General features: G+C 63.6%; 25 protein-coding genes. 10 read left to right on the forward strand and 15 right to left on the reverse strand.

Features of this window, described 5'->3' with window-relative positions:
* Positions 1-12: 12 nt before the first annotated feature.
* The 4 genes from hutU to hutI are packed head-to-tail and all read right to left on the reverse strand — an operon-like array spanning position 13 to position 5224.
* On the reverse strand, positions 13-1683 hold the full coding sequence (gene hutU, locus C7435_RS04505) for a urocanate hydratase (protein WP_121210208.1): 1671 nt from the start codon (positions 1681-1683) through the stop codon (positions 13-15).
* The gene (hutG, locus tag C7435_RS04510) at positions 1684-2496 is read right to left on the reverse strand and encodes an N-formylglutamate deformylase (protein ID WP_121210209.1); all 813 of its coding nucleotides are present in this window, start codon (positions 2494-2496) and stop codon (positions 1684-1686) included.
* Positions 2496-4025 (reverse strand): histidine ammonia-lyase, encoded by a 1530-nt coding sequence (gene hutH, locus C7435_RS04515; RefSeq protein WP_407658333.1) that lies wholly within the window; start codon positions 4023-4025, stop codon positions 2496-2498. The genes hutG and hutH overlap by 1 nt, the downstream gene beginning before the upstream one ends.
* Positions 4016-5224, reverse strand: coding sequence for an imidazolonepropionase (hutI, locus tag C7435_RS04520; RefSeq protein WP_121210210.1), 1209 nt, complete (start codon positions 5222-5224; stop codon positions 4016-4018). Before hutI ends, hutH begins: the two co-directional genes overlap by 10 nt.
* Before the next feature lie 104 nt (positions 5225-5328).
* Between hutI and C7435_RS04525 the strand changes: the two genes are divergently transcribed.
* Positions 5329-6702 (forward strand): formimidoylglutamate deiminase, encoded by a 1374-nt coding sequence (locus C7435_RS04525; RefSeq protein ID WP_121210211.1) that lies wholly within the window; start codon positions 5329-5331, stop codon positions 6700-6702.
* Complete coding sequence (hutC, locus tag C7435_RS04530; protein ID WP_075190669.1) at positions 6699-7451, forward strand: histidine utilization transcriptional repressor HutC; 753 nt, start codon at positions 6699-6701, stop codon at positions 7449-7451. Before C7435_RS04525 ends, hutC begins: the two co-directional genes overlap by 4 nt.
* Positions 7452-7518: 67 nt before the next feature.
* Here hutC and hisIE read toward each other — a convergent pair whose 3' ends face one another.
* Genes hisIE through C7435_RS04565 form a run of 7 tightly spaced genes read right to left on the reverse strand, consistent with a single transcriptional unit; the run spans position 7519 to position 13331 of the window.
* Positions 7519-8148 carry a bifunctional phosphoribosyl-AMP cyclohydrolase/phosphoribosyl-ATP diphosphatase HisIE gene (gene hisIE, locus C7435_RS04535; protein WP_075190670.1) on the reverse strand — a complete coding sequence of 210 codons (630 nt, stop codon included), beginning with the start codon at positions 8146-8148 and terminating at the stop codon, positions 7519-7521.
* The gene (gene hisF / locus C7435_RS04540) at positions 8145-8912 is read right to left on the reverse strand and encodes an imidazole glycerol phosphate synthase subunit HisF (protein ID WP_075190671.1); all 768 of its coding nucleotides are present in this window, start codon (positions 8910-8912) and stop codon (positions 8145-8147) included. Before hisF ends, hisIE begins: the two co-directional genes overlap by 4 nt.
* Positions 8894-9628 (reverse strand): 1-(5-phosphoribosyl)-5-[(5-phosphoribosylamino)methylideneamino]imidazole-4-carboxamide isomerase, encoded by a 735-nt coding sequence (gene hisA / locus C7435_RS04545; RefSeq protein WP_121210212.1) that lies wholly within the window; start codon positions 9626-9628, stop codon positions 8894-8896. The genes hisF and hisA overlap by 19 nt, the downstream gene beginning before the upstream one ends.
* Positions 9625-10224 (reverse strand): imidazole glycerol phosphate synthase subunit HisH, encoded by a 600-nt coding sequence (gene hisH, locus C7435_RS04550; RefSeq protein WP_121210213.1) that lies wholly within the window; start codon positions 10222-10224, stop codon positions 9625-9627. Before hisH ends, hisA begins: the two co-directional genes overlap by 4 nt.
* Complete coding sequence (hisD, locus tag C7435_RS04555) at positions 10221-12119, reverse strand: histidinol dehydrogenase (protein WP_121210214.1); 1899 nt, start codon at positions 12117-12119, stop codon at positions 10221-10223. The genes hisH and hisD overlap by 4 nt, the downstream gene beginning before the upstream one ends.
* A gap of 10 nt (positions 12120-12129) precedes the next feature.
* On the reverse strand, positions 12130-13014 hold the full coding sequence (hisG, locus tag C7435_RS04560) for an ATP phosphoribosyltransferase (protein ID WP_121210215.1): 885 nt from the start codon (positions 13012-13014) through the stop codon (positions 12130-12132).
* Entirely contained in the window at positions 13011-13331 is a 321-nt protein-coding gene (locus tag C7435_RS04565; RefSeq protein ID WP_233350683.1) for a YerC/YecD family TrpR-related protein, read from the reverse strand. Before C7435_RS04565 ends, hisG begins: the two co-directional genes overlap by 4 nt.
* A 142-nt stretch (positions 13332-13473) precedes the next feature.
* On the opposite strand from C7435_RS04565, the gene C7435_RS04570 reads away from it, so the two are divergent.
* On the forward strand, positions 13474-13788 hold the full coding sequence (locus C7435_RS04570; RefSeq protein WP_170150335.1) for an ArsR/SmtB family transcription factor: 315 nt from the start codon (positions 13474-13476) through the stop codon (positions 13786-13788).
* Here C7435_RS04570 and C7435_RS04575 read toward each other — a convergent pair.
* Entirely contained in the window at positions 13785-14312 is a 528-nt protein-coding gene (locus C7435_RS04575) for a rhodanese-like domain-containing protein (protein WP_075190677.1), read from the reverse strand. The genes C7435_RS04570 and C7435_RS04575 overlap by 4 nt on opposite strands.
* 134 nt (positions 14313-14446) lie before the next feature.
* On the opposite strand from C7435_RS04575, the gene C7435_RS04580 reads away from it, so the two are divergent.
* The 4 genes from C7435_RS04580 (at position 14447) to C7435_RS04595 (ending at position 19640) form a co-directional block, all read left to right on the forward strand.
* On the forward strand, positions 14447-15316 hold the full coding sequence (locus tag C7435_RS04580; protein WP_075190678.1) for an MBL fold metallo-hydrolase: 870 nt from the start codon (positions 14447-14449) through the stop codon (positions 15314-15316).
* A gap of 1 nt (position 15317) precedes the next feature.
* Positions 15318-17081 (forward strand): SulP family inorganic anion transporter, encoded by a 1764-nt coding sequence (locus C7435_RS04585; RefSeq protein WP_233350684.1) that lies wholly within the window; start codon positions 15318-15320, stop codon positions 17079-17081.
* 85 nt (positions 17082-17166) lie between these two features.
* Positions 17167-19122 carry an acetate--CoA ligase gene (gene acs, locus C7435_RS04590; protein ID WP_121210217.1) on the forward strand — a complete coding sequence of 652 codons (1956 nt, stop codon included), beginning with the start codon at positions 17167-17169 and terminating at the stop codon, positions 19120-19122.
* Positions 19119-19640 (forward strand): hypothetical protein, encoded by a 522-nt coding sequence (locus C7435_RS04595; protein ID WP_147422626.1) that lies wholly within the window; start codon positions 19119-19121, stop codon positions 19638-19640. The genes acs and C7435_RS04595 overlap by 4 nt, the downstream gene beginning before the upstream one ends.
* An 86-nt stretch (positions 19641-19726) precedes the next feature.
* Here C7435_RS04595 and aceB read toward each other — a convergent pair whose 3' ends face one another.
* Positions 19727-21370, reverse strand: coding sequence for a malate synthase A (aceB, locus tag C7435_RS04600; RefSeq protein WP_121210219.1), 1644 nt, complete (start codon positions 21368-21370; stop codon positions 19727-19729).
* A gap of 82 nt (positions 21371-21452) precedes the next feature.
* Complete coding sequence (gene aceA / locus C7435_RS04605; RefSeq protein ID WP_121210220.1) at positions 21453-22739, reverse strand: isocitrate lyase; 1287 nt, start codon at positions 22737-22739, stop codon at positions 21453-21455.
* Positions 22740-22898: 159 nt separating this feature from the next.
* On the opposite strand from aceA, the gene C7435_RS04610 reads away from it, so the two are divergent.
* From C7435_RS04610 to C7435_RS04620, 3 genes are all read left to right on the forward strand, one after another.
* Positions 22899-24329, forward strand: coding sequence for a helix-turn-helix domain-containing protein (locus C7435_RS04610; protein ID WP_121210221.1), 1431 nt, complete (start codon positions 22899-22901; stop codon positions 24327-24329).
* A 270-nt stretch (positions 24330-24599) separates the two neighbouring features.
* Positions 24600-24848 (forward strand): type II toxin-antitoxin system ParD family antitoxin, encoded by a 249-nt coding sequence (locus C7435_RS04615; protein WP_121210222.1) that lies wholly within the window; start codon positions 24600-24602, stop codon positions 24846-24848.
* Entirely contained in the window at positions 24845-25135 is a 291-nt protein-coding gene (locus C7435_RS04620) for a type II toxin-antitoxin system RelE/ParE family toxin (protein ID WP_121210223.1), read from the forward strand. Before C7435_RS04615 ends, C7435_RS04620 begins: the two co-directional genes overlap by 4 nt.
* A 71-nt stretch (positions 25136-25206) precedes the next feature.
* On the opposite strand, the gene C7435_RS04625 is transcribed toward C7435_RS04620, so the two are convergent.
* Complete coding sequence (locus C7435_RS04625) at positions 25207-26298, reverse strand: ferritin-like domain-containing protein (protein WP_121210224.1); 1092 nt, start codon at positions 26296-26298, stop codon at positions 25207-25209.
* Positions 26299-26558 lie beyond the last annotated feature (260 nt).

Below are 26558 nucleotides of genomic sequence, written 5' to 3' on the forward strand. Positions count from 1 at the left end.
CCACAACACTCCCTACTTCACACTCGGCAAATCCAACCCCTGCTCCCGCGCGCAGTCCTTGGCAATCTCATAGCCCGCATCGGCATGACGCATCACACCGGTCGCCGGGTCATTCCACAACACGCGGCCAACGCGGGCGGCGGCGTCTTCGGTGCCGTCGGCGAGGACGACCTGGCCGGAATGCATCGAATAGCCCATGCCGACCCCGCCGCCATGATGCAGCGAGACCCAGGTGGCGCCGGAGGCGGTGTTCAAGAGCGCGTTGAGGAGCGGCCAGTCGGCGACGGCGTCGGAACCGTCCATCATGGCTTCGGTCTCGCGATTGGGGCTGGCGACCGAGCCTGAATCGAGATGGTCGCGGCCGATCACGACCGGGGCAGAAAGCTCGCCGGTGCGAACCATCTCGTTGAAAGCGAGGCCCAGCTTGTGACGTTCACCCAGACCGACCCAGCAGATGCGCGCCGGCAGGCCCTGGAAATGGATGCGCTCGCGGGCCATGTCGAGCCAGCGGTGAAGATGCGGATTGTCCGGGATAAGCTCTTTGACCTTGGCGTCGGTCTTGTAGATGTCTTCCGGATCGCCTGACAGGGCCGCCCAGCGGAAGGGACCGATACCGCGGCAGAAGAGCGGGCGGATATAGGCCGGCACGAAGCCGGGGAAATCGAAGGCGTTGCTGACGCCCTCATCATGCGCCATCTGGCGGATATTATTGCCATAATCCAGCGTCGGAATGCCCTGCTCCCAGAAGGCCAGCATGGCCTTGACCTGCTCCGCCATGGAAGCTTTTGCGGCGGCTTCAACGGCATCAGGATCGCTCTCGCGCTTGGCGTCCCATTCCGCCAGCGTCCAGCCGGCCGGCAGATAGCCATTGGCCGGGTCGTGGGCGGAGGTCTGGTCGGTGACCATGTCAGGTTTGACGCCGCGCTTCACCAGTTCCGGGAAGACCTCGGCCGCATTGCCCAGCAGGCCGACGGAGACCGCCTCGCCCCTGGCACAGGCCGCATTGATGATCTCCAGCGCCTCGTCCAGCGTGGTGGCGCTTTTGTCGAGATAGCCGGTCTTCAAGCGCATCTCGATCCGGCTCGGCTGGCATTCCACCGCCAGCATGGAAGCGCCGGCCATGGTCGCAGCCAGCGGCTGGGCGCCGCCCATGCCGCCGAGCCCGCCGGTCAGGATCCACTTGCCGGTGAGATCGCCGTCATAATGCTGGCGACCGGCCTCGACGAAAGTCTCATACGTGCCCTGAACGATGCCCTGCGAGCCGATATAAATCCACGAGCCAGCCGTCATCTGGCCGTACATCATCAGGCCCTTTTTATCGAGTTCGCGGAAATGGTCCCAATTGGCCCAGTTGGGCACGAGATTGGAGTTGGCAATCAGCACACGCGGCGCATTCTTGTGGGTCGGAAACACGCCGACCGGCTTGCCGGACTGGACCAGAAGCGTCTCGTCTTCCTTCAGCCGCTTCAGCGTCGCGACAATGCGGTCATAGCTCTCCCAGTCACGCGCCGCCCGACCGATGCCGCCATAAACCACCAGCTCTTCCGGCTTCTCGGCCACGTCGGGGTCGAGATTATTCATCAGCATGCGCAAGGGCGCTTCGGCGGCCCAATGGGTGGCGTCGAGCTTGGAGCCATGCTTGGCGCGGATGATGCGGGAATTGTCGCGGCGGGTCTGGGACATTTACTTCACTTCTCCGGAATAGAGATTTTTGGCCGCGTCGAGCGCGGCTTTCATGACGTCCTTGAGGGCAGCGCGCAGCTGGTCGGCCTTGGCTGTGTCCAGCGTCCAGGGCGGCGCCTCGCTCATATAGGCGGACTGGGCGAGTTCCATTTGCAGGGCATGGATATTCTGGCTCGGACGACCAAAGACGCGGGTGATGAAGCCTCCCTTGAAGCGGCCATTGACGATGGAGGCATACTCCTCGTGATCCATCATCGCCTTGACCGCCCAGCGTTCGATCATCCGGTCGCAGCTCTCGCCGCCATTCGTGCCCAGATTGAGATCCGGCAGCACGCCTTCGAACAGGCGCGGCACTTGCGAGGCGATCGAATGGGCATCCCAGAGCAAGGCATAGCCATGCTCCATCCGGGTCGCCATCAAGGTCTCGGTCAGGGCGCGATGGTAGGGGTCATAGAACTCGGTCCGGCGTTGTTCGATCTCGGCATCGTGCGGGGCCTCGCCGTCCTTGTAGATCGGCGTGCCGTCAAACAGGGTGGTCGGCACCAGGTCGGTGGTCGCCTGCCCCGGGTAGAGCGACGTGCCGGTCGGGTCGCGATTGAGATCGATGACATAGCGCGAATAATTGGCCCGGATGACCGTCGCGCCCATCGCATCGAGGAAATCGTAGAGTTCCGGTATGTGCCAGTCCGTATCCGGCAGCCCGCCTGCAGGCTCGCTCAAGCGATCCGCCAGACCCGGCGCCAGCGCCGTGCCCGAATGCGGCATGGAAACAACCAGCGGCGACGTACCGCGTCTCAGCGTGAAAACGTCCATCAGGCAATCCCGGGAAGCGTGCCCGCATCCGCAACAAGCCCCCTGCCCGCCACCAGATCGCGCGCATTGGCGATATCGGTGGCAAAGTAGCGGTCATCGCCATAGGCGGGAACCTGTTTGCGCAATGTCGCCTTGGCAGTTTCCAGCGAGGCGGACGAATTCACGCCGGCATGAAAGTCCGTACCCTGGGCCCCGCAAAGCAGCTCTATTCCCACCACGGCATGCAGATTCTCCGCCATTTTCAGGAGGCGGAAGGCACCATGGGTCGCCATCGAGACATGGTCTTCCTGGTTGGCGCTTGTGGGGATGGAATCGACCGAGGCCGGATAGGCTTTCTGCTTGTTCTCCGAGACCAGCGCTGCCGCCGTCACATGGGCAATCATGAAGCCGGAATTGATGCCCGGATTGGGCGTCAGGAAGGCCGGCAGGCCGGAGACGGCCGGGTCTGTGAGAAGCGCGATCCGCCGTTCGCAGATCGAACCGATCTCACAGGCTGCCATGGCAATCTGGTCGGCGGCGAAAGCAACCGGTTCCGCGTGAAAATTGCCGCCGGAAATGGCTTCGTCCGTATCCGTGAAAATCAGCGGATTGTCAGTCACCGCATTGGCTTCGCGTTGCAGTACCTCTCCCGCCTGACGCAGGAGGTCGAGCACGGCGCCCATCACCTGGGGCTGGCAACGCAGGCAGTACGGGTCCTGGATTTTCTCGCAGCCGACATGGCTTTCGAGGATGCCCGAATCGTCGAGCAGACCGCGCAAGGCCGCGGCAACATCGATCTGACCGGGATGGCCGCGCAACGCGTGAATGCGGGGGTCAAACGGCGCGACCGAGCCCTTGGCCGCATCGACGCTCAGTGCGCCGGAAACAAGGGCGGCCTGGAAACCGGCTTCAACTTCAAACAAGCCGGCCAGGGCCAGCGCGGTTGAAGTCTGGGTACCATTCAGGAGGGCCAGACCTTCCTTGGGACCAAGCTCGACCGGTTTGAGGCCGGCCTTTTCCAGCCCGGCCCGGGCGGGCATGCGCTCGCCGCCGACGGTCACGTCTCCGGCCCCGATTAGTGCTGCAGACATGTGCGCCAGCGGCGCCAGGTCGCCGGAGGCGCCGACCGAGCCCTGCGACGGGATGACCGGCAGCACATCGGCATCCAGCATGGCCTGCATGGCCTCGATCGTGGCCCAGCGAATGCCGGACGCGCCGCGCCCGAGACTGGCCAGTTTCAGCGCCATGATCAGGCGCACGATACGGGGGGCGAGCGGGTCGCCGACTCCAGCCGCATGCGACAGGACAAGCCGTTCCTGCAAGGTGGCCAATTCGTCATCGGCGATACGGGTCTGGGCCAGCTTGCCGAAACCGGTATTGAGGCCATAGACCGCCTTGCCCGAAGCGATCAGCCGGTCGACCGTGGCCGCCGCCGCATCGACATCGACCTTTGCAGCCGCATCGATCCGGATCTCGGCGCCGCGCCAGATTTTCGCCCAGTCGGCCAGCGTCATGGCGCCCGGTTTGATGGTCACAGCTGTCACTGCCATTCTCCTGCGAGGATGCGACCATGCAGCGGCCGGCGTCCGATCCATTGAATGATTTCTGCGGGACGTTCGACATCCCAGATGGCGAGGTCAGCCGCCTTGCCAACCTCCAGCGTGCCGATTTCGTCTTGCAGACCCAGCGCCCGCGCCGCATTGCGGGTCATGCCGGCAAAGGCTTCCGGCAAGGTCAGACCGAACAGGATGCAAGCCATGTTCGCAGCGGTAAGGAGCGAGACCATCGGAGACGTGCCTGGATTGGCATCGGTCGCGACCGCCATCGGCACACCCGCCGCCCGCAGCGCGTCAACTGGCGGTTTCTTCGTCTCCCGGAGCGTATAGAAAGCGCCCGGCAACAGCACCCCCACCGTGCCGGCCTTGGCCATCGCGGCGATGCCGTCGGCATTGGTGTATTCGATATGGTCGGCCGACAGGCCGCCGAACTCGGCGACCAGCTTGGCGCCGCCCGTGTCGGAGAGTTGGTCAGCATGCAGCTTGATCGGCAGGCCGGCGGCCTTGGCGGCGATGAAGAGGCGGCGGGTCTCTTCCGGCGTGAAGGCGATCCCCTCGCAATAGGCATCAACCGCATCGGCCAGACCTTCACGGGCCGCTTCGCGGATCAGCGGGATGCAGACCTCGTCTATATAGCGACCGCTCTCACCCTTGTATTCCGGCGGCACGGCATGAGCGGCGAGCAAGGTCGCCGAGACCCGCATGCCCGAGGCTCGGGCGACACCGCGTGCGGCGCGCAACATGGTGCGCTCACTGTCGCGGGACAGGCCATAGCCCGACTTGATCTCGACGGTGCCGACCCCTTCCTGGGCCAGGGCATCGAGCCGGGTCAGCGCCGACGCGGCCAGCTCGGCGGCACCGGCTTCGCGGGTCGCAACGACCGTGCGGGCAATTCCGCCGCCTGACCGGGCGATACTCTCATAGCTTTCACCGCCCAGGCGCCGCTCGAACTCGTCGGACCGGTCACCGGCAAAGACCAGATGGGCGTGGCAATCGATCAGCGCCGGCGTCACCCAGCGACTGGCCAGGCGTTCCGTTTCGCGAGCCTCGCCCGGAATTTCGGACATCGGTCCGATCCAGGCGATCCGCCCGTCCTTGATGCCCAGCGCCGCCTTCTCGATCACGCCATAGGCATCACGGCCGGCGACCATGGTCGCAAGACGGGCTTCGGTGAGCAGGCGGTCGAACATCATCGCGGCGATCTCCCGGCGAGCGGGCTTGTGAAAAGGGCTTTGCTCGCGTCTAATTGTCTATACAATAAATCCCGGTTTTCGAGTCTGTCCAGCGGGGAGACACCGTGTCCACTGATTTTCATCTCGCGCACGCTTTGCTGCCCGATGGATGGGCTAGCAATGTCCGCCTGTCCTGCGATGACGACGGTCATATTTGCGCGGTAACAAGCGGCGTTTCGGCACAAGCACGCGATACGCGTCTGGGAACCGTCGTGCCGGGCATGGCCAATCTCCACTCACACGCCTTCCAGCGCGCCATGGCCGGCTTGTCGGAAAGGCGCGGTCCGGGCCGTGACAGTTTCTGGTCCTGGCGCGAGGTGATGTATCGCTTCCTCGACCGACTCGATCCCGACGCCGTCGAAGCGATCGCCGCGCTGGTTCAGGTCGAAATGCTGGAAGCCGGTTTTACCGCCGTCGGCGAATTCCACTATCTTCACCATGATGCCGACGGTACCCCCTACGATGACCCGGGTGAAATGGCGGGCCGTATCTGCGCGGCAGCGAACACGAGCGGGATCGCCCTCACCCTGCTGCCGGTCTTCTACCGCCATGCCGGTTTCAACCAGACTCCCGCCACGCAGGGACAGCGCCGTTTCCTCAATGATCCAGATAGTTATGCCCGTTTGATGGAGCGTGCCCGGCATCATGCCGGACCCCTGCCAAACGCCCGTGTCGGCATCGCCCCGCACTCGCTGCGCGCCGCCTCGATGGACGATATCACCACCATCCTGCCCCTCGCCGGAAAGGACCCCATCCACATCCACATCGCCGAACAGACCGGGGAGGTCGAGGCCTGTCTTGCTGCCACCGGCCAGCGCCCGGTCCGCCATCTGCTCGACCACCAGCCCGTCAATGACCGCTGGTGTCTGGTCCACGCCACCCACATGGACTCGGGTGAAATTCGCGACCTCGCCGCCTCCGGCGCTGTCGCCGGCCTGTGTCCATTGACCGAGGCCAGCCTGGGCGATGGCCTCTTCCCGGCCGTCGATTACCTCGCCGCCGGTGGGGCGATCGGCATCGGTTCGGACAGCCATATCCGCATTGATCTGGCCGAGGAAATCCGTCTCCTGGAGTATGGTCAGCGCCTGACGCACCGCCAACGCAATCTCCTCACACGCCCCGGCACCAGCACCGGCCACAACCTGTTCGATGCCTGTCTTGCCGGCGGGGCCCAAGCGTTGGGCCAACCGATGGGGCGTCTGCAAGTGGGCCTGCGCGCGGATCTGGTCGAACTCGAGACCCGACATCCCGTGCTGACCGGTCGCCGCGATGACGCCTTGCTCGACAGCTGGCTGTTTGCCGGTGATGCCCGTCAGGTCCGCAGCGTGCATGTCGGCGGGCGATTGTGCGTGACCGAAGGCCGGTCCCTTGTCCGGGACGCCGTCGAGCTACGTTATGCCAATACGCTGCAATCGATCTTGGAAGGCTGGTCCGCATGAGTGATTGGCGAGATCAGCTCAAGCTCGACGGCGACGGCCCGGTCTATGACCAGATCCGGCGCACCCTGCTCGACCGGATCAGGTCGGGCAGCTGGGAGCCCGGCCATCGCCTGCCATCAGAGGCCGATCTCTGCGACCATTTCGGCACCGCCCGAATGACTGTCAGCCGCGCGCTGCGCGCTCTGACTGATGAAGGCCTCGTGGTACGCAAACGCCGGGCCGGCAGCTTTGTCGCGCGTCCGGATGCCCCGGCGGCCATTCTCAAAATCGTCGACATGGCCAGTGCCATTCCGGCACGCGGCCAGCGTTATGGCTATCGCTGCCTGCTGAACCGGACCGGGCCAGTTGATGACGACGTCGCCCGGTTGATGCGCCTCCGACCGGGCGCACGCGTGCAGCATGTCAGCTGCATCCATACCGCCGACGGCGCGGCCGTGGAGTTCGAGGAGCGCTGGATCAATCTGGCGCTGCTTCCCGACGCCGCCCAAGCCGATTTCAACACGGAAGCGCCCGGTGGCTGGCTATTGCGCAAGACACCGTGGACCGAAGCTGAACACACCGTGTCGGCCATCAATGCCGACGAGACCCTTGCAACTTGTCTCGACATCACCCCAGGCACGGCCTGCCTTGTGCTGGAAAGGCGGACGTTCCAAGGCGACGAGGTGGTTACCGTCGCCCGGCTGACCCATCCCGGTGACCGCCATGTCATGAGCGAGCGATTCGGACCGTCCGACACGCGGCGAAGCTAGACTGTCGCGGATATGCCTGCGACACGCTTTCGACCGGAACCAGCACACACCGCCAGCCGCCGTCCGACTACGCGGTCGGCTTCGATGCCCGCACCGCATGCCGCTTGCGCAGAACATTGACGACATCGTCCAGGCTCAGCTCACGTGATTCCAGCAAGACCATGAGGTGGAAGAGAAGGTCCGCCGACTCGGCCGCCAGCGCGGTCTTGCTTTCCGACACGGCCGCCATCGCCACCTCGACCCCCTCTTCGCCGACCTTCTGGGCCGGTCGCTTGGGCGCCTTGGCCATCAAGCTGCCGACATAGGAGCCCTTGGTCTTGTCCTTCTTGCGCTTGCGGATGATCGCCCGCAAATGCGCCAGGAAGCCAAGCCCCGGCCCCGGATCATCGCCGAAACAGCTGACCGTGCCGGTATGGCAGGCCACGCCTTTCGGCTTGACCTCGACCAGCAGCGCATCGCTATCACAATCAGCGGTCAGATTGACCAGCTTGAACGTATTGCCGGAGGTTTCGCCCTTCTTCCACAGGCGCTGTTTGGAGCGCGAGAAGAAATGGACCTTGCCGCTCTCAACCGTCGCCGCAAGCGCTTCGGCATTCATATAGCCGAGCATGAGGACCTGACGGGTCGCCACATCCTGGACGATCGCCGGGATCAGGCCATCGCCCTTTTTCCAGTCGAGCGTATCTGCATCAATCATGGCCGAACCCTGATTCCCTCACCACCAAGCCAAGCCTTCAACTGCCCGATCTCGATGACCCCCTTGTGAAACACGCTGGCAGCCAGCGCGCCCTCGACCTTGGCAAGTTCGAACACGGATTTGAAGTGCTCTTTTCGCCCGGCCCCGCCGGAGGCGATCAAAGGTGTGGAACACACCTGCCGGACCGCCTGCAATTGCTCGATATCATAGCCGTCGCGAACACCATCCTGGTCCATGCAGTTGAGCACAACCTCGCCAGCCCCGCGGTCGATTCCCTCGGCGATCCAGTCCAGCGTTCGGCGATGACCGATCACGGTCTTGTCCGGATCGCCAGTATATTGGTGCACTCGCCAAGCGCCCTCAATGATTCGACTATCGACACCGAGCACCACGCACTGGCTGCCAAACTCGGCCGCCAGCCGATCAATGATGGCAGGATCCTCCAGCGCCGGCGTATTGACCGAAATCTTGTCCGCTCCGGCAAACAGGCGCGCCCGGGCATCGTCGACCGAGCGGATGCCGCCCGCGACGCAAAACGGAATGTCGAGTTCGCGCGCCACCGCACTGACCCATTCCGGCTCGACTGTCCGACCGCGGGCGCTGGCGGCGATGTCGTAGAAGACCAGCTCGTCGGCCCCTTCCCGGGCATAGCGACGCGCCAGATCGACAATGTCGCCGACATCCTCGTGATCACGAAAGCGCACGCCTTTGACCACGCGCCCGTCACGCACGTCGAGACAGGGGATTATGCGTCGCGCAAGCATGCCACTGCCTCCGCCACGGTGAAGCGTCCCTCATACAGCGCCTTGCCGGTAATCGCGCCAGCCGCGCCGGCCTGTTTGGCGGCGCGCAAATCCTCCAGCGAGGCGACACCGCCCGAAGCTTGCCAGGCGATATCGGGATAGTCGGTCGCGAGGCGCGTGTAGAGACCGATATTGGGCCCGGAGAGGTCTCCGTCGCGGCCGATATCGGTGACCAGGGCATGCGCCAATCCACTCTCAGCATAGGATACGAGGACATCCTCCAACGTGGTGTCGGTCGTATCCGTCCACCCTTTCAGGGCCGGCCGGTAGCGCCCGCCAATCTGGCGCACATCGAGCGCCAGTGTCAGGCGATCGCCGCCATAGCGGTCGAGCCAGTCTCGCACCCGTTCCGGTTCGGTCACGGCAAGCGATCCGACGATGACCCGCTCGACACCGCTGGCCAGCAGGTCTTCGATATCCTCCGCCGTGCGAACGCCACCACCGGTCTGCACCCGCAATCCGGTCTCGCAGATGGTGCGAATAATCGCGCCCTGACGTCGGGCTCCATCGCGGGCGCCGCTAAGATCGACGACATGGATCCATACCGCCCCGGCCTCGCCAAACTGCTCGGCAACGGCCCGCGGATCGTCGCCATAATCAGTTACGGCGTCGAATTCACCCTTGTGGAGCCGCACGACGCGGCCATCCAAAAGATCAATTGCTGGATAAAGTATCATCTCGAACTCATTGCAAAATTTGCCAGAATACGCGCTCCGGCAGCCCCGGAACGTTCCGGGTGAAACTGGCAGCCAGCGATATGCCGATGCCGGACCAATGCCGAGACTGGACGCCCATAATCACAGACCGCCGCAGTTACTGGTCCGGGCGGGGCGTAAAACCCATGCACGAAATAGACATGCTCACCGGTCTCGATTCCGGCCAGCAAGGGCTCGTCCGGATCAAGGATCTCAAGGGCATTCCAGCCCATGTGCGGCCAGACACCGTCAGCCGGCGGTGGCAGTTTTTCGATCGCCCCCGGGATCAGGCCAAGGCACGCGACCTCCCCTTCGGCCGAGCGCTCGAACAGCATCTGCATGCCGAGACAAATCCCGAGCAAGGGGCGCGTGTCGGTCGCCAGAGCCTGGTCCCAGCCGGCAGTACGCAGGCGCCGCATCGCCGGGCCGGCCGCACCGACACCGGGCAGGATGAAACGGTCACAGCCAGCCATCCTGGCCGGCGTGTCAATGACCCGATAGGTCAGTCCCGCCCGCTCGAGCGCAAATCGGACCGACGCCAGATTGGCGCAGCCCGTGTCGATCAGGCCGATGCTCATGCCAGCATGCCCTTGGTCGACGGTAAGGCATCGCCCTCAACCCGCAAGGCCTGACGCAAGGCGCGACCGAAGGCCTTGAAACAGCTTTCCACCATGTGGTGGGCGTTCTCGCCCTCGACCTTCACATGGATGGCCGCGCCGAGACTCTCGGCGATTGAGCGGAAACAGTGGGGCGTCATCTCGACCGGGAATTCGCCGACACTGTCGCCGGGGATTTCCCCATCGAAGCGCGCAAACGGTCGACCAGACAGGTCAATCCAGACCGCCGCCCGGCTCTCATCCATCGGCAGTTCGAAACCGAAACGACCAAGCCCGCGCTTGTCACCAAGCGCCGTGCGCAGGGCCTCACCAAAGGTCAGGCAGACATCCTCAATCGTGTGGTGGCCATCAATCTCGAGATCACCTTCCACGGCCACGTCCAGCGCGAAACCGCCGTGCCGGGCAATCTGGTCGAGCATGTGATCGAAATAGCCGATACCGGTGGCGATCCGGATCGGGCCGTCGCGATCCAGATTGACCGTCACCGTGACGTCCGTCTCCTTGGTCTTGCGGCGCTTGCTGCCGGCACGCGGGCCGACCGGAGCAGCGGCTGTCGTCTCCCGCTCCGCCTTTTCGCGCCGCAGGCGCATGGCCAGGGCGTGGGCATCCAGCTGTTCCAGCGCGGCCAGGCGTTCGACCGTCGGTGCCATGGCAGCGGCGCCGCCCCGGCTGGCGCGCAGGATGGTGGTCGTCTTCTGGAAGCTTTCCACCGAGACGCCGCCATGCGCCTTGGCGGTGCCGGCTGTGGGCAGGGTGTGGTTTGGTCCGGCGGCATAATCACCCGCCGCTTCCGGCGTCCAGGCACCCACAAAGATCGAGCCGGCATGACGGACCAGCCCGAGCAGGCGCTCGGCGCTCTCGGCCTGCAGGATCAAGTGTTCCGGCGCGTAGACATTGGCGATATCGGCGGCATCCTCGACCGTGTCGCAGATGAGGATACGCGAGGCCGCAAGTGCCTGGCGGGCGATATCAGCACGGGGCAGGTCGGCAATCAGACGTCCGACAGATGCCGCCACGCGGTTCGCTGTGTCTCCATCAAAGCAGACCAGCATGACCTGGGCCGAGGGATCATGTTCAGCCTGGCTGAGCAAATCGCTGGCGACCAGGTCTGGGTCCGCTTGGCCGTCGGCGATGACCATGACCTCGCTGGGTCCGGCCGGCAGGTCGACCGCAGGCCCGCCGGGCAGGCTGCTGACATAGGCCTTGGCGGCCGCAACATAGGCATTGCCAGGGCCAAAAATCTTGTCAGCCCGCGGCAGTCCCGCAACACCCAGCGACAGGGCCGCGACGGCTTGGGCACCGCCGATGGCATAGACTTCGTCGAGGCCCAGCAGATCGGCGGCGGCGAGCAGCGCCGGATTGACACCGGCCTTGCCCTGGGGCGGCGCGACGACGGCAATACGCGGCACGCCGGCGAGCTGTGCCGGCACGGCCAGCATGATCAGGGAGGACACCAGCGGCGCCGAACCGGCTGGCACATAGAGTGCGGCCGTGTCGATCGGGGTGGCGCGGCGCGAGGCCGTCACCCCGGGCCAGGTCTCGACAGAATAATTGCGATAGCCCTGTTCGATGTGAAAACGCCGGACCGCATCGGCTGCCGCCTTGATCGCCTCGGCATCAGCCGGGTCGAGGGAAGCACGTGCAGCGGCAATGGTGCCGGCCGGGACCCGGAAATCCGACGGCGCATATCCGTCGAGCCGTTGGGCATAGGCGCGGACGGCCGTCTCGCCCTGATCGCGCACGGCATTGACGATGTCGCGCGCCGCGGCGTCCGCCGTGCCGGCACTGAGCGGCCGGGCCAGCGCGGCAGCGCGATCCTCGGATGAGGTCTGCGTCCAGTTGATGATGTCCAGCATGGTCTTGGCCTCAGGCGAGCATTTTTTCGATCGGCAGGACGAGGATGGCGCGGGCGCCCTCTTTCTCCAGCGCTTCCAGCGTCTCCCAGAAGACGCGTTCGCGGCAGACGGCATGCACGGCAACGACATCCTCGCGACCGGCGACCTTGGCGATGGTCGGAGCATCCGCGCCCGGCAGCAGCGCCCGGATCGCGTCAAGCCGATCGGTCGGCGCATTCAGCATGATGTATTTGGTCTGGGCCGACGCGATCACGCCTTCGGCGCGCCGCATCAGGATATTGGCGATGGCATCGCTGTCAGCCGGGCGCCCGGACTTGCGGCGGATCAGCACCGCCTCGCTGCGCAGGACGGTTTCAAACGCCTTGAGACCATTGGCCTGCAGGGTGGCACCGGACGACACCAAATCGCAGATTGCATCGGCAATGCGCAGCCTTGGCGCGACTTCGACCGAGCCGCGCATTTCGACGATCTCGGCCTCGATACCGCGATCCTTGAGGAATTGCGCGGTCAGCCCGGGATAGGAGGTTGCGATCGCCTTGCCCGCCAAGTCCTCAACCGAGCGGATATCGCCATCCTGCGGCGCGGCCAGTTTCAGCGTGCAGCCGGCAAAACCCAGTCGCAGGGCGACTTCGAGTTCACGGGCTCGGACGCTGGAGGCCTGCTCCTCGGCCAGAACATTCTCGCCAACAATGCCGTAATCACACGCACCGCTGCCGACGAAATTGGGAATGTCATCATCGCGCACCAGCATCAGGTCGACGGGCATGTTCTCGGCCCGCTGGTGCAGCTTGTCGCGGCCATAGGCGAACCGCAGGCCACAGCGTTTCAGCAGGTCCATGCCACCTTCAGCGAGGCGGCCCTTGCTCTGAACGGCAATACGCAGGCGAGAGGTCACGATCGGCTCTCCTTGAGACGGTTGAGAATGGTGCGATAGCCCTGCCAGGGTTCCTGGCTGAGAAAGCGTGCGACCCGGGTGACAGTGGTCGTGCTGGCGCCGGTCATGTCGGAGATTTCCCGATAGGAATGGCCACCCTCGGCGAGCAAGCCGGCGACCCGCCAGCGCTCGGTCAGCGTCTTCATCTCACCCGGCGTCAGCAGGTCGCGCAGAAAACGTTCGGCCTCGCCGATATCGCGCAAAGCAAGAATGGCCTCGCTCAGGGAAGTCAGGTCGGTCGGTCCGTCGGGTCGGCTGGTGGGCGTATCGGTCATCATGTCGATCTCCTTGAGGTCGATATAGCGTATTAGCGCGCTAACACAATGACAGATTCAGTTGACGTGCAGCATGGCCCGATGATTGCGGATGACAGGTCCTCCCCTATATAGTTGCGAAGCTACGCAACTACCGGGTCAGCCAATGCAATATGATGACATGAAGCCGATGGCCGAGACCGTCGCCGATCTCATGAAGACGCTGGCCCACCCCAACCGCCTTTTGGCCCTGTGTGCGATGATGGAAAAGGAGCGCTCGGTCGGCGAGCTGGCCGAAGCGCTCGGCATGCGCGACCAGGCGATGTCGCAGCAATTGGCCATCCTGCGCAACAAGGGCCTGGTGACCACGCGGCGCAATGGCCAGACCATCTATTATGGCCTGGCCGATGCGCGGATTGCGACGGTGATGTCGGCGCTTTATGCGACCTACTGCGCGCCGGAAGACGGCGCAGCGGCTTAGCCCGGCCGGAAACCGAGACTGGCGAAGACCGAGCTGGCCGGACAGAAGCCGGTGAAGCTCGCTTGCAGCAACATGGCGCTGACGCCGGCCCCGAGGACCAGGAACCAGGGCGAGAAAACCAGCGACAGGCCGATAGAGACGAGCACCAGGAAAGACGCCATCGCCATGACCGCCTGCTGGATGGTCATGCCGGTCGGCGCATCTTCTGCACGCAGTGTCGGCAGCTTGCTGGCCTTCCAGCCGAGGATTCCGCCCTTCACATGGCCGGCGACCTTTATGTCAGCCTCGCGGCACATCTGCAGCGCCCGCCCGGAACGGCCGCCCGACTTGCAGTGCAGGATGATCTCGCGGTCGTCGCCGCGCGGCAGGCAGTCCGGCTTGAAGCCCGACAGCGGCGCCAAGATTGCGCCGGGAATGCGTTCGTCTGCAAACTCGCCGGCTTCACGCACGTCCACCAAGAGATAGCGGCCGGCCTCGAGCCCGGCCTGCACCTCGGCTGGTTCAAAATCCTTGTGGTCTGTCATAGTGATCTTCCATCGAGTGTTGATGCCCGGATGTGGGCCGTTGCGATCTATATAATCGTACTTGCATAGTTTTGCAAATATATTATATGAAGGTCTCAACGCGATCCCATTCGGCAACAGGAAAGGCCGAACTCATGACCCAGACCCCAACCGTCAAGGCCTTCTTCGACGAAGACACCTTCACCGTCAGCTATGTCGTCTCCGACCCGATGACCAAGCAGGCCGCCATCATTGACTCGGTCCTCGATTTCGACCCGGCTTCCGGCCGCACCTCGACCCAGTCCGCCGATCGCCTGCTTGAGCACATTCGCCGCGAAGGGTTGACCGTCAACTGGGTTCTGGAAACCCATGTCCATGCCGACCATCTCTCTGCCGCGCCCTATCTGGCGCGCGAAACCGGGGGCCGGATCGGCATCGGCTCGCATGTCACCCATGTCCAGGCAGTGTTCGGCGACCTGTTTGACGCCGAGCCGGACTTCGCCCGCGACGGCTCGCAGTTCGGGCATTTGTTCAAGGATGGCGAGCGCTTCAAGATCGGTTCCATTGAAGCCGAAGCGATCTATACGCCGGGCCATACGCCAGCCTGCATGGTCTATCATGTCGGCGATGTCGCCTTTGTCGGCGACACGCTTTTCATGCCCGACTTCGGGACCGCTCGCTGCGATTTTCCCGGCGGCGATGCCCGGAGCCTCTACACCTCGATCCAAAAGATTTTCGCCCTGCCCGACGAAACCCGGCTTTATATGTGCCACGACTACAAGGCGCCGGGGCGGGACCACTACGCTTGGGAAACCACGGTGGCCGAACAAAAGGCGGGCAATATCCATGTCCATGCCGGCATCACCGAGGACGAATTTGTGGCGATGCGCACCGCTCGCGACAAGGAATTGAGCATGCCGCGCCTGATCCTGCCCTCGGTCCAGGTCAATATGCGCGCCGGCAACCTGCCGCCGCCGGCAGATAATGGCACGCGCTATCTCAAGCTTCCGTTGGATGCGCTGTGAGATGTTGAAGGTCCTGCGTCGTTTCTTGCCCGGATTGGAATGGCTGGACGGCTATCGCCGGACCCAGCTGACCCGGGACGGTTTGGCCAGCCTGGTCACGGCCGTCCTGTTGATCCCGCAGAGTCTGGCCTACGCCCTGCTCGCCGGGCTGCCGCCGCAGGCCGGGCTCTATGCCTCGATCGCGCCGCTGATCGCCTATGCCCTGTTCGGGTCGAGCCGGGTCCTCGCGGTCGGCCCGGTGGCGGTGATCTCGCTGATGACAGCGGCGGCCATCGGTTCGCTTGGGCTCACCAATCCTGCTGAAATCATGGCCGCAGCGGGGGCCCTCGCCCTCCTGTCGAGCGCCTTTCTCCTGCTCTTCGGCGTCTTGCGCCTTGGCAGTGTCGCCAACTTCCTGTCTCGTCCGGTGGTCGAAGCCTTCATCACCGCATCGACGGTACTGATCATCGCCAGCCAGCTGCGTCATTTCCTCGGCGTATCAATGGAAGGCGCGACCATTCCCGAGCTGATCGTCTCCTTTGCGCACGAGTTTGACGGAATCAACGCAGTCGCGCTCCTTGTCGGGCTAATCAGCCTTGCTTTCCTGATCGGCGCCCGCTCCCTCCTGCCCCAATTGCTCAAGCGGTCTGGCATGGCCGATGGACTCGTCACCTCGCTGACCCGCGCAGCACCGGCAGCACTGGTGGCCCTGACAGCATTGGCGGCGTGGACGCTCGGACTCAATGAACGGGCTGGGTTGGCGATTGTCGGAGAATTGCCGTCGGGATTGCCGCCGCTTGCCTTCCCGCTTGTGCCGCTGGAAACCTGGCGCGCCCTGATCGGACCGGCCGCCCTGATCTCCCTGGTCGGATTTGTCGAGAGCGTATCAGTCGGCCAGTCACTGGCGGCCCGGCGCCGTGAGACAATCGAGCCGAACCGCGAATTACTGGGCCTTGGGGCCGCCAATGCCGCCTCGGCGTTGACCGGCGGCTATCCGGTAACCGGCGGGTTTGCCCGCTCGGTGGTCAATGAGAGCGCCGGCGCCGAAACCCCGCTGGCCGGCGTGTTCACGGCGATCATCATCCTGCTCGTGGCCGTCTTCCTGACGCCACTTTTCTACCACCTGCCCAAGGCCGCCCTCGCCGCCACCATTCTCGCTGCAATCTGGCGCATGGCGAATTTCCAGGACGCGTGGCACGCTTGGAAATTCTCCCATGCCGACGGGGCTGCGGCCTTTCTGACCCTGGTCGGGGTTTTATTCTTGGGTGTTGAGATAGGCCTGACACTGGGTGTCGCCCTGTCAGTCGGCCTGGTGCTGCAACGCACGATGCGACCACATTGGGCCGAAGTCGGCCAAGTGCCGCGCACCCACCATTTCCGCAATATCAACCGGCATGAGGTGATCTGCTCGCCGCATGTGGTCTCGCTGCGGATCGATGAAGCCCTCTATTTTGCCAATGCCCGATTCCTGGAAGCACTGGCTGGCGACATCCTGGCCCGCGAAAGCCGCCCGACCGATCTCGTCCTCTTGTTTCCGGCCGTCAACTTCGTCGACGCCAGCGCGCTGGGCAGCCTGCGCGCGATCAATTCACGACTGTCCGATGCCGGCGTCCGACTTCACCTCTCGGAGGTCAAGGGGCCGGTCGCCGACAAGCTGATCAACGCTGGCTTCTTTGACGAGCTGTCCGGCGAGGTTTTCCTCTCGCACTACGCTGCCATGCGCACGCTCGACCCGAAAACCACCTTGCGGGCGGAAGGGATGATGCCAGACAAGGACGACCTGTGATGGATTGAATTGGTCTGATTGCCAGTGCGGTCTGAATCGCTATCGTTCGGCGACCCTGAAGTGCTGACCCGCGCGGAGCCCGACCATGTCCCACACCGATCCGAACGCCCTATTCCCGGTCCCCGCCGATCGTGCCGCGACCGCCGGCATTGATGCCGCACGCTATGCCGACATGTATCGCCGCTCGATCGAGACGCCCGATGATTTTTGGCGGGAGGAGGCGCAGCGGATCAACTGGATGACCCCCTTCACCGAGATCTCGGACGTCAGCTGGAACAAGGCCGACCTGCACATCCGCTGGTTCGCCGACGGCACGCTGAACGCCTCGGCCAATTGTATCGACCGGCACTTGCCCGAACGCGCCGACGATACCGCCATCATCTGGGAGGGCGACGACCCGACCATCGATGCCACCATCACCTATGGCCAGCTGCACGAACAGGTCTGCCGCCTCGCCAACGGGCTCAAATCGATCGGCGTGAAAAAGGGTGACCGGGTCACGATCTATATGCCGATGATCCCGGAAGCGGCCTATGCCATGCTGGCCTGTGCCCGCATCGGTGCCGTTCACTCGGTCGTCTTTGGCGGCTTTTCGCCAGACGCCTTGGCCGGCCGCATCACCGATTGCGAAAGCCGTTTCGTGATCACCGCCGATGAAGGCCTGCGCGGTGGCAAGCCGATCCCGCTGAAGGCCAATGTCGACAAGGCAGTGGCGACCGCCGGCATTGTCGACACGGTGATCATGGTCAAGCGCACCGGCGGGCCGGTCGGGTGGGATGACAGCCGCGATGTCGCCTATGAATCACTGGTCGAGGCGGCCAGTCCCGAATGCCCGCCCGAACCGATGAAAGCCGAGGACCCGCTCTTCATCCTCTACACCTCGGGTTCGACCGGAAAGCCCAAGGGCGTTTTGCACACAACCGGCGGCTATATGGTCTGGGCCTCGATGACGCATGAATACGTCTTCGATTACAAAAAAGGCGAAATCTATTGGTGCACGGCTGATGTCGGCTGGGTGACCGGGCACACCTATATCGTCTACGGACCACTCGCCAATGGCGCCACCACGCTGATGTTCGAAGGCGTGCCGACCTGGCCCGGTCCGGACCGTCTGTGGCAGGTCGTCGACAAGCACCAGGTCAACACGTTCTACACCGCCCCGACCGCCATCCGCGCCCTAATGCGCGAAGGCGATGAGCCGGTGAAGAAGCACGCCCGCGCCTCGCTGCGCCTGCTCGGAACGGTCGGCGAACCGATCAATCCGGAAGCCTGGAACTGGTATTACAACGTGGTCGGTGAGGCCCGCTGCCCGATCGTGGACACCTGGTGGCAGACCGAGACGGGCGGTGCGCTGATCACGCCCCTGCCCGGCGCGACCGATCTCAAGCCCGGCTCTGCCACCACACCGATCTTCGGGGTCGAACCCGCCCTGATGGATGCAGAAGGCCAGCGCGTCAGCGACAGTGGCGCGGCCAGCGGCAATCTGGTCATTTGCCAGTCATGGCCAGGTCAGGCGCGGACCATTTACGGCGATCACGACCGCTTCGTGGAAACCTATTTCTCGACCTATCCCGGCTATTATTTCACCGGTGACGGCGCACGCCGCGACGAGGACGGATATTGGTGGATTACCGGCCGGGTCGATGATGTGCTCAATGTCTCCGGCCACCGTCTGGGTACGGCCGAGATCGAGAGCGCACTGGTCGCCCATGACGATGTCGCGGAAGCCGCCGTGGTCGGCTATCCGCACGATGTGAAGGGTCAGGGCATCTACTGCTATGTCACGCTGATGGGTGGCCGTGAACCGGCTGATGGGGATGTCGAGCTGTTGAAGAAATGGGTGCGCCAGGAAATCGGTCCGGTCGCGACACCGGACCTGATCCAGTTCGCGCCCGCCCTTCCCAAGACGCGGTCCGGCAAGATCATGCGCCGCATCCTGCGCAAAATCGCCGAGAACGAGTTTGGCAATCTCGGTGACACGTCTACACTGGCCGACCCGGGCGTCGTAGACGACCTGATCGCAAACCGGAAGAATCGATGAAACGTGTTTTAGCGCTTGCCTCCACCACCGCCGTGTTGGGTCTGTCAGCCTGTGCGACAGAAACGGTTCCCATGTGTCGGGCGCCGATGACCTATGAAATGGCGGCCTTCTCCGCGATCATCAGCCACAATGAAACCGCGGTCGCCGACGCGATGGCGCCGGGCCTGCTGCAAAACGCCTTCATCTCGCGCGATCCGATGGTGCGCAGCCATGTCTGGGGCAGTGACGGCAATACACGCGGCACGGTCACCGGCATGCTGAGCCAACCCCCATTGTGCATTTTCGACGATCCCGGCTTTGTTGCGACGGAAACCTCGCGCCAGGTCCTGGTCTATCCGCAGCGCGCCCATGACCGGGTCGCCCCACCCGTGGAAACCGCGCTGGCCGACGCGCCGCTGCCCTGGGGTACTTATCGCGGCGATTACATGACCTGTCGTTTCGAACAGACCGCCACGGGCTGGAAGCTGGCGGATCTGTGCGGTTATCGGATGCCGGGGGCGCCGAGCGTGACCGGTTAAACGAAATGCGGGGCCCGGGCCGGTCTTTTCGACCTCACCCGGACCCCGCGCCTGAGACGACCAACCGTCATCAGCTCATTGTTTGACTAGTCCTCGAATTCCATCAGCTTCATCGGAGCCTTGAGTTCCGAGGTCAGCCGGTCATAGGCCGGCAGGGTCAGGAATTCGGCGAACTCGGTCGACAGGACCAACTCGGTGAGGATGTCGGCAGCAGCACGGATACGGTCGCACAGCTCGGCCTGGTCCGGCACCTCGTCCTGGATCGCGGAACAGATGTCCTCGATCTTGTTCTCCAGCATCGGGCCGGTCAGCTCGACACCTTCGGCGGTCGACTTGCCGAATGTGCGCCATTGCCAGAGCTGGGCGCGGGCGATCTCGGCCGTCGCGGCATCTTCCATCAGATTGCGGATCGGCACGGCACCGCGACCACCCAGCCAAGCGGCAATATAGCGGATGGCGACGTCGATATTGTCGTTGACGCCGGCATCGGTGATGTCGCCGGCCGGAGCCTCGAGCAATTGCTGCGTGGTCACCGGACGCTCATGCGGATCGGCGGGACGCTCCAGCTGGTTCTGGCCCTTCATGTGCTGGTTGAAGACCTCCATCGCGACAGGGACCAGGTCCGGGTGAGCGACCCAGGTGCCGTCATGCCCATTCTTGACTTCGCGCAGCTTATCCTCACGGACCTTCTCGGTCGCGGCGGCATTGGCTTCCGGATCATTCTTGACCGGGATGAAGGCCGACATGCCGCCCATGGCGTGGGCACCACGGCGGTGACAGACCGCCACCACGCGGCGCGAATAGGCAGCCATGAAGGGCACGCTCATCGTCACGGCAGACCGATCCGGCAGGACATGGTCGGGGCGTGACTTCAAGCGCTTGATATAGCTGAAGATATAGTCCCAACGACCGCAATTGAGGCCGACGATATGGTCTTTCAGCTCGTAGAGGATTTCATCCAGCTCGAAGGCGGCCGGCAGGGTCTCGATCAGCACGGTGGCGCGCAGCGTGCCACGCTCCAGGCCGAGTTCGTCCTCGGCATGCTGGAAGACCAGGCTCCACAGACGCGCTTCCAGCCGGCTTTCCAGCTTGGGCAGGTAGAAATACGGCGCCGTGCCGCGTTCCTTCAGGGCCGCGTGATTGTGGAAGACATAGAGGCCGAAATCGAACAGTGAGCCGGAAATGGCCTGGCCGTTGACATGGACATGGCGCTCGTCGAGATGCCAGCCGCGCGGACGGACGATCAGCACTGCCGCATCATCCTTGACCTGGTAACGCTTGTTATTCTTCGGATCGGTGAAATCGATGTCGCGCAGATTGGCATCGCGCAGATTGATCTGGCCCTCGATCAGGTTCGACCACAAGGGTGCGGTCGCATCCTCGAAATCGGCCATGAAACATTTGGCGCCGGAATTGAGCGCATTGACGACCATCTTGCGATCAACCGGACCGGTGATCTCGACGCGGCGGTCCTGCAGGTCGGCAGGGGCCGGACGGACCTTCCATTCGCCCGAACGGATATCGACGGTCTCGTGCGGGAACATCAGCAAGGCACCCTGGTCGAGTTCGGCCTGGCGCTCCTTGCGATAGCGCAGCAGGGACTGGCGACGCTTTTCGAAACGGCGGTGCAGGCCGGCCAGGAAGCCGAGCGCTTCATGGCTGAGAATGTCGCGATAGCCGGGCTCGAGATGGCCCAGGACTTCGACGCCGGAAGGGGCAATGAGGGTCATGTCAGTCTCCTGGATGGGGCGGAGAGAAGACCGGGGTGCGCTCGGAGGGATCGCACCCCGGCAAGGAGCAGTGAGTGTGGCGTTACTCGGCTGCGAATTGGGACGACTCGGTGGACTCACCCATGGCCGTGGTCGAGGCCGTGCCGCCGGAAATGGCGAGCGAGACCTTGTCGAAATAGCCGGTGCCGACTTCGCGCTGGTGGCGCGTCGCGGTGTAGCCGTCTTTTTCCGAAGCAAACTCGGCCTGCTGCAACTCGGAATAGGCGCCCATGCCGCGCGACTTGTAGCCGCGAGCCAGTTCGAACATGCCGTGATTGAGCTGGTGGAAACCGGCCAGGGTCACGAACTGGAACTTGTAGCCCATGGCGCCGAGTTCCTGCTGGTAGGTTTCGATCGTGGCCTTGTCGAGATTGGCTTCCCAGTTGAAGGACGGCGAGCAATTATACGCCATCATCTTGCCCGGGAATTCCTTCTGGACTGCCTCGGCGAAACGGCGGGCTTCGTCGAGATTCGGCTTGGAGGTTTCCCACCACAACAGGTCGGCGATCTTGGCATAGGCCAGGCCACGCTTGATGCAGTGATCAACGCCAACGCCTTCCTTCAGGCGGAAAAAGCCTTCCGGCGTCCGTCCGGCATCGAAATCGATGAATTCATGGTCGCGCTCGTCGATATCGGAATTGATGAGATTGGCAGATTCGGCGTCTGTCCGGGCAACCGTGATCGTCGAGACACCCATCACGTCGGCGGCGAGACGGGCCGCAGCGAGATTGCGCTCATGCTGGCTGGTCGGGATCAGGACCTTGCCGCCGAGATGGCCACACTTCTTTTCCGCCGCGACCTGGTCCTCGAAATGGACGCCGGCAGCACCGGCCTCGATGAAGGCCTTCATGATCTCAAAGCAGTTCAGCGTGCCACCAAAACCGGCTTCAGCATCGGCAACGATCGGGGCAAACCAGTCACGGCTGGCTTCGCCGGTCTCGCTGACTTCAATCTGGTCGGCGCGTTGCAGGGCGCGATTGATCTTCTTGGCCAGTTCCGGGGCCGAATTGGCCGGATAGAGCGACTGGTCCGGATACATCGTGCCGGCGGTATTGGCGTCGGCGGCAACCTGCCAACCGGACAGGTAGATGGCTTTCAGCCCGGCGCGGACCATTTGCATGGCCTGGTTGCCCGACAGCGCGCCCAGAGCGTTGATGTAGGGCTCGGTCTTGAGGAGTTCCCACAGCTTGTTGGCACCGCGCTCGGCCAAGGTCTGGCTGATGGTGACCGAGCCGCGCAGCTTTTGCACATCTTCGGGGGAGTAGGGACGCTCGATACCGTTGAAACGATCATCGGCCGTGTTGGGGACCAGTTCCGCAAAAGTCGTCATTTTTGTCTCCGTTCCGGCTTGGCCGGTTTGGCTGGCTTGATATTGACCTCAAGCTGTCAAACGGAACGGGGCCTGTCGATATGGCTTTTCCTATAAAGAGGTTTGCGTGTATGATCATTACAATGTGTTGATGTCAGTTTGTAAATATTGGTACAAATCATGAGCGACAACCAGGCTTTCGAGAAAATCTTCGCCGGCGCCCGCCTGCGCCGTTTGCGGCGCGAACGCGGCATGACCCAGGCCGAGGCCGCCGAGGTGCTGGGCCTGTCGGCGAGCTATCTCAACCTCCTGGAACGCAATCAGCGACCGGTCACCGCGCGGGTACTGCTGGCCCTGGCCGAAGCCTTCGATGTCGATGTCCGCAGCTTTGCCAATGAGAGCGATCGGCAATTGATTGCCGACCTGGCCGAAGCCGCCGCCGACCCGGTCCTTGCCGGTCTGGAGCTGGACCGGATGGAGCTCAACGAGCTGGCCGACAGCCAGCCGCGCGCCGCCGAGGCCCTCACCCGCCTCTTCCAATCCTATCGCGAAATGGCGACCGCGACCGCTGACATGGCGACCCGCATGTCTGGCCCCGGTGCGACGACCGGCGGTCCCGGGGCGGTGCTGGAATCGGTGCGCAATGCCATCGACGCCCATCATAATCACTTCCCGGATCTCGAAGAGGCCGCCGAGGCCCTGTGCGACCGGGCCGGGCTGCGCAGCCGCAATCGCGACCAGGCGCTGGCCGCCTATCTGCAGGAACAGCATGGCTTCACGGTGCGTGTGCTTGATGAAGAGGTGATGGCCGGGGCGCGGCGGCGCCTCGATTTCCACGGTCGCCGCCTGCTGCTGTCGGAAACACTCGCCCCCGCCTCGCGCGGCTTTCACATGGCGGTTGTGCTGGCGTCGTTGGAGCAGGCAGAGCTGCTGGACCGGCTGTGCGACCAGATCGACCTGCCCAGCGCCGAAGGCCGGCGCCTGCTGAAGATCGGCCTCGCGAACTACTTCGCCGGCGCCGTACAAATGCCCTATGCCGCCTTCCACCGCGCCGCCGAGACCCATCGCTATCATCTCGGCGTGCTGCAACGCCGTTTCGAAGCCAGCTATGAGCAGGTCTGTCATCGCCTGACGACACTGCAACGCCCCGGCGCGCGCGGCCTACCCTTCTTCATGATCCGCGTCGATGCGGCGGGCAATGTCTCCAAACGCTTCGGCGGCGGCATCATGCCCTTTGCCCGCGCCGGCGGCGGCTGCCCGAAATGGAATCTCTACGACGCGCTGCGGATGCCCGAGCGGATCCTGACCCAGTCCTTCGAACTGCCCGACGGCACCCGCATGCTGTCGCTCGCCCGAGGCCAGTCGACGCAAGGCCCGACCGGCCAGCCGCCAACCCTGCACGCGATTGCCTTGGGCTGTGATTGGGACAATGCCGGCAAGATCGCCCACGCAGACGGGATGGGCGACGCCCGCCCCGCCCCGATCGGCCTCGCCTGCCGCCTGTGCGAACGCGAGGACTGCGCCCAGCGCGCCTTCCCGCCGCTCAACAGAAAGCTGACCATGGATCCGCACCAGCTGAGGGCCTCGCCCTATGCGTTTGGGGAGAGTTGAGGGGGTGGAGGCTGGCGCCACAACTCAACTAAGGGCGCGCCGCGCGAGGCCATCCATAAATCGCTTGCCGAGAGAAAGCCGCATCCGTGTCTTCAGCTCAAGGGACTTGTCCGCGAAGCGGCGCCTGCGGCGCCCTTGACCTGAAGACACGGATGCGGCCCGCTGGCTAACAAGCGGTCTATGGCCCAACGCGCGCAAGCGCGCCCGGTTTTCACTGGTCGCTTGGCCAAGTTGCCGTTATATTCATTTTGAATATCCAGGAGCACAATCATGGCATCAACCAGCCTCTCCCTCGGCCCCCACTGGGAATCCTACATCCGGGATGAGGTCGCAAGCGGTCGCTATGGCACCGCCAGTGAAGTCGTGCGGGCTGCCCTGCGAGAACTCGAAGGACGCGGCGCACGACTTGCTGCCCTGCAACGCCATGTCCGAGAAGGCCTTGGCGAAGCGGACCAGGAAGCCTTTATTGATCACTACGATATCGAAGCCATCATCGCCGAGGCTGGGCGAGAGGCATGACACAACGTGTGCGGCTTACGCCACGCGCCGTTGCAGATCTCAAAGCCACCGCCCGCTACACCACGCAGAAGTGGGGCCATGCGCAATGTCAGAGTTATCTGCGCAGCTTGGACGCCCGCTTCAGCTGGCTCGCGGAACACCCGACGACCGGGCGTGCACGCGATGACGTCGCCGATCGTTCGCGGTCATTCCGCCACAATGCGCACATTGTTTTCTATCGCATCCGCGATAACGGTATTGACGTGCTCGCAGTTGTGCATAGCGCCATGGATGTCGACGGAGTCTGATCCCCAAAAGAAAAGGGCCCCGCGCAATGCGAGGCCCCAAGTCCGGGATACTGTGTGTGAGCCGGTCCGGCCTACTCGGCCATGCCACCTACCGCATGCACATAGGCTGTGCGCACGTCCTGGTGCTTGACGGTGTCGAGCTCCCTAGCGATTTCCTCGTCCTGCTTGGCCAGGGCGTCGAGATCCTGGTCGGCATAATGCAGCACGCCCATATCGGCATAGGCGGCCTGGATTTTCGGTCCCCACAGGCCGACATCCTTGACCACCGGTACGATGCGCTGAAACAGCAAGGTCTTGAACAACTTGTTCATTTCCGACTGCTCGGCCCAGGCGACGCATTCTTCCACCGGCAAGCCCATGACTTCATAGACTTCCCGCGCCTGGAAACGGTCGCGCATGTGGTAGCAGGCCTCGACCAGGAATTCCTCGCGCTCGTCGCGCTCGGCCTGGGTCAGGTGGGGATAATAGTCGCGCAGTGACAGGCGACCGAAGGCAACATGGCGCGCCTCGTCTTCCATCACATAGGCATTGACCATCTTGGCCAACGGATTCTGGGCCAGATCACGGATCGTGCCGAAGGCGGCCAGGGCCAGGCCTTCAATGACGACCTGCATGGCCAGATAGGTAAAGTCCCAGCGGCTGTCGCGCAGGGCTTGGTCGACCAGTTGGCGCAGCGGTTCGGTCATCGGATAGGCGACGCCGAACTTGGTCATCAGATTCTTGTAGGCCTCAACATGGCGGGCCTCGTCCATGACCTGGGTGGCGGCGTAGAATTTGGCGTCGAGATCGGGCACTGATTCGACGATCTTGGCAGCGCAGATCAAAGCAGCCTGCTCGCCTTGCATGAATTGCGAGATATTCCAGGCCTGGGCATGACGGCGGAACTCGATCTGTTCCTTTTTCGTCATTTTCTCCCACATCGGAGAGCCGTGCAGCGCGATGCCTTCATCAGGCAGCTGCATCGGGTTTTCCGGGTCCAACTCGAGCGTCCAGTCGATGCGATTGACCGCATCCCACTGCATGTCCTTGCCCTTCTGGTACAGGTGCATGAGGGTCGAGCGACCTTCGTCATACTCAAAGTCGAAAGTGGCGTTGAATTGTTCCGGCACCGACCAGTTCTTGTCGATGTCCTGCATCGGATATAGATCGCGAAGCGATGCCATGGCGCGTTTCCTCCCCAGGAGCGACCAAACGTGTCTTGCGTTGTTCCTTGATAGCGCAACGCGAATTGGTGAACAATGTTCACAACACGAACGTCTGTCATATCGAGCCGCTTGGCAAGTCCTGATACGAAATGTGATCGCAAAATCGGCATGCACCTTTGTCCCCGCACGCGCAAACTACCACGTGCCGCGGCACCTCGCGGTCCTATCGCAAGTAACGGGTGGGCGCCGCCGGCCGAACGCGGCAGCGTGCCGGCGTC

It is taken from the genome of Maricaulis maris (genome assembly GCF_003634045.1).
Lineage (GTDB): Bacteria > Pseudomonadota > Alphaproteobacteria > Caulobacterales > Maricaulaceae > Maricaulis > Maricaulis maris.

Bases quoted from the DNA above. Each gene is read 5' to 3' on its own strand.
- C7435_RS04565 (WP_233350683.1), bottom strand. From the start codon at position 13,331: ATGATGACCGATACGCCCACCAGCCGACCCGACGGACCGACCGACCTG.
- hutU (WP_121210208.1), bottom strand. From the start codon at position 1,683: ATGTCCCAGACCCGCCGCGACAATTCCCGCATCATCCGCGCCAAGCAT.
- C7435_RS04570 (WP_170150335.1), top strand. From the start codon at position 13,474: ATGCAATATGATGACATGAAGCCGATGGCCGAGACCGTCGCCGATCTC.
- hisA (WP_121210212.1), bottom strand. From the start codon at position 9,628: ATGATACTTTATCCAGCAATTGATCTTTTGGATGGCCGCGTCGTGCGG.
- hisH (WP_121210213.1), bottom strand. From the start codon at position 10,224: ATGAGCATCGGCCTGATCGACACGGGCTGCGCCAATCTGGCGTCGGTC.
- aceB (WP_121210219.1), bottom strand. From the start codon at position 21,370: ATGACCCTCATTGCCCCTTCCGGCGTCGAAGTCCTGGGCCATCTCGAG.
- C7435_RS04615 (WP_121210222.1), top strand. From the start codon at position 24,600: ATGGCATCAACCAGCCTCTCCCTCGGCCCCCACTGGGAATCCTACATC.
- C7435_RS04625 (WP_121210224.1), bottom strand. From the start codon at position 26,298: ATGGCATCGCTTCGCGATCTATATCCGATGCAGGACATCGACAAGAAC.
- acs (WP_121210217.1), top strand. From the start codon at position 17,167: ATGTCCCACACCGATCCGAACGCCCTATTCCCGGTCCCCGCCGATCGT.
- aceA (WP_121210220.1), bottom strand. From the start codon at position 22,739: ATGACGACTTTTGCGGAACTGGTCCCCAACACGGCCGATGATCGTTTC.
- C7435_RS04620 (WP_121210223.1), top strand. From the start codon at position 24,845: ATGACACAACGTGTGCGGCTTACGCCACGCGCCGTTGCAGATCTCAAA.
- C7435_RS04595 (WP_147422626.1), top strand. From the start codon at position 19,119: ATGAAACGTGTTTTAGCGCTTGCCTCCACCACCGCCGTGTTGGGTCTG.
- C7435_RS04580 (WP_075190678.1), top strand. From the start codon at position 14,447: ATGACCCAGACCCCAACCGTCAAGGCCTTCTTCGACGAAGACACCTTC.
- hisF (WP_075190671.1), bottom strand. From the start codon at position 8,912: ATGCTTGCGCGACGCATAATCCCCTGTCTCGACGTGCGTGACGGGCGC.
- C7435_RS04575 (WP_075190677.1), bottom strand. From the start codon at position 14,312: ATGACAGACCACAAGGATTTTGAACCAGCCGAGGTGCAGGCCGGGCTC.
- hutI (WP_121210210.1), bottom strand. From the start codon at position 5,224: ATGATGTTCGACCGCCTGCTCACCGAAGCCCGTCTTGCGACCATGGTC.
- C7435_RS04610 (WP_121210221.1), top strand. From the start codon at position 22,899: ATGAGCGACAACCAGGCTTTCGAGAAAATCTTCGCCGGCGCCCGCCTG.
- hisIE (WP_075190670.1), bottom strand. From the start codon at position 8,148: ATGATTGATGCAGATACGCTCGACTGGAAAAAGGGCGATGGCCTGATC.
- hutG (WP_121210209.1), bottom strand. From the start codon at position 2,496: ATGGACGTTTTCACGCTGAGACGCGGTACGTCGCCGCTGGTTGTTTCC.
- hutH (WP_407658333.1), bottom strand. From the start codon at position 4,025: ATGGCAGTGACAGCTGTGACCATCAAACCGGGCGCCATGACGCTGGCC.
- hutC (WP_075190669.1), top strand. From the start codon at position 6,699: ATGAGTGATTGGCGAGATCAGCTCAAGCTCGACGGCGACGGCCCGGTC.
- hisD (WP_121210214.1), bottom strand. From the start codon at position 12,119: ATGCTGGACATCATCAACTGGACGCAGACCTCATCCGAGGATCGCGCT.
- C7435_RS04585 (WP_233350684.1), top strand. From the start codon at position 15,318: ATGTTGAAGGTCCTGCGTCGTTTCTTGCCCGGATTGGAATGGCTGGAC.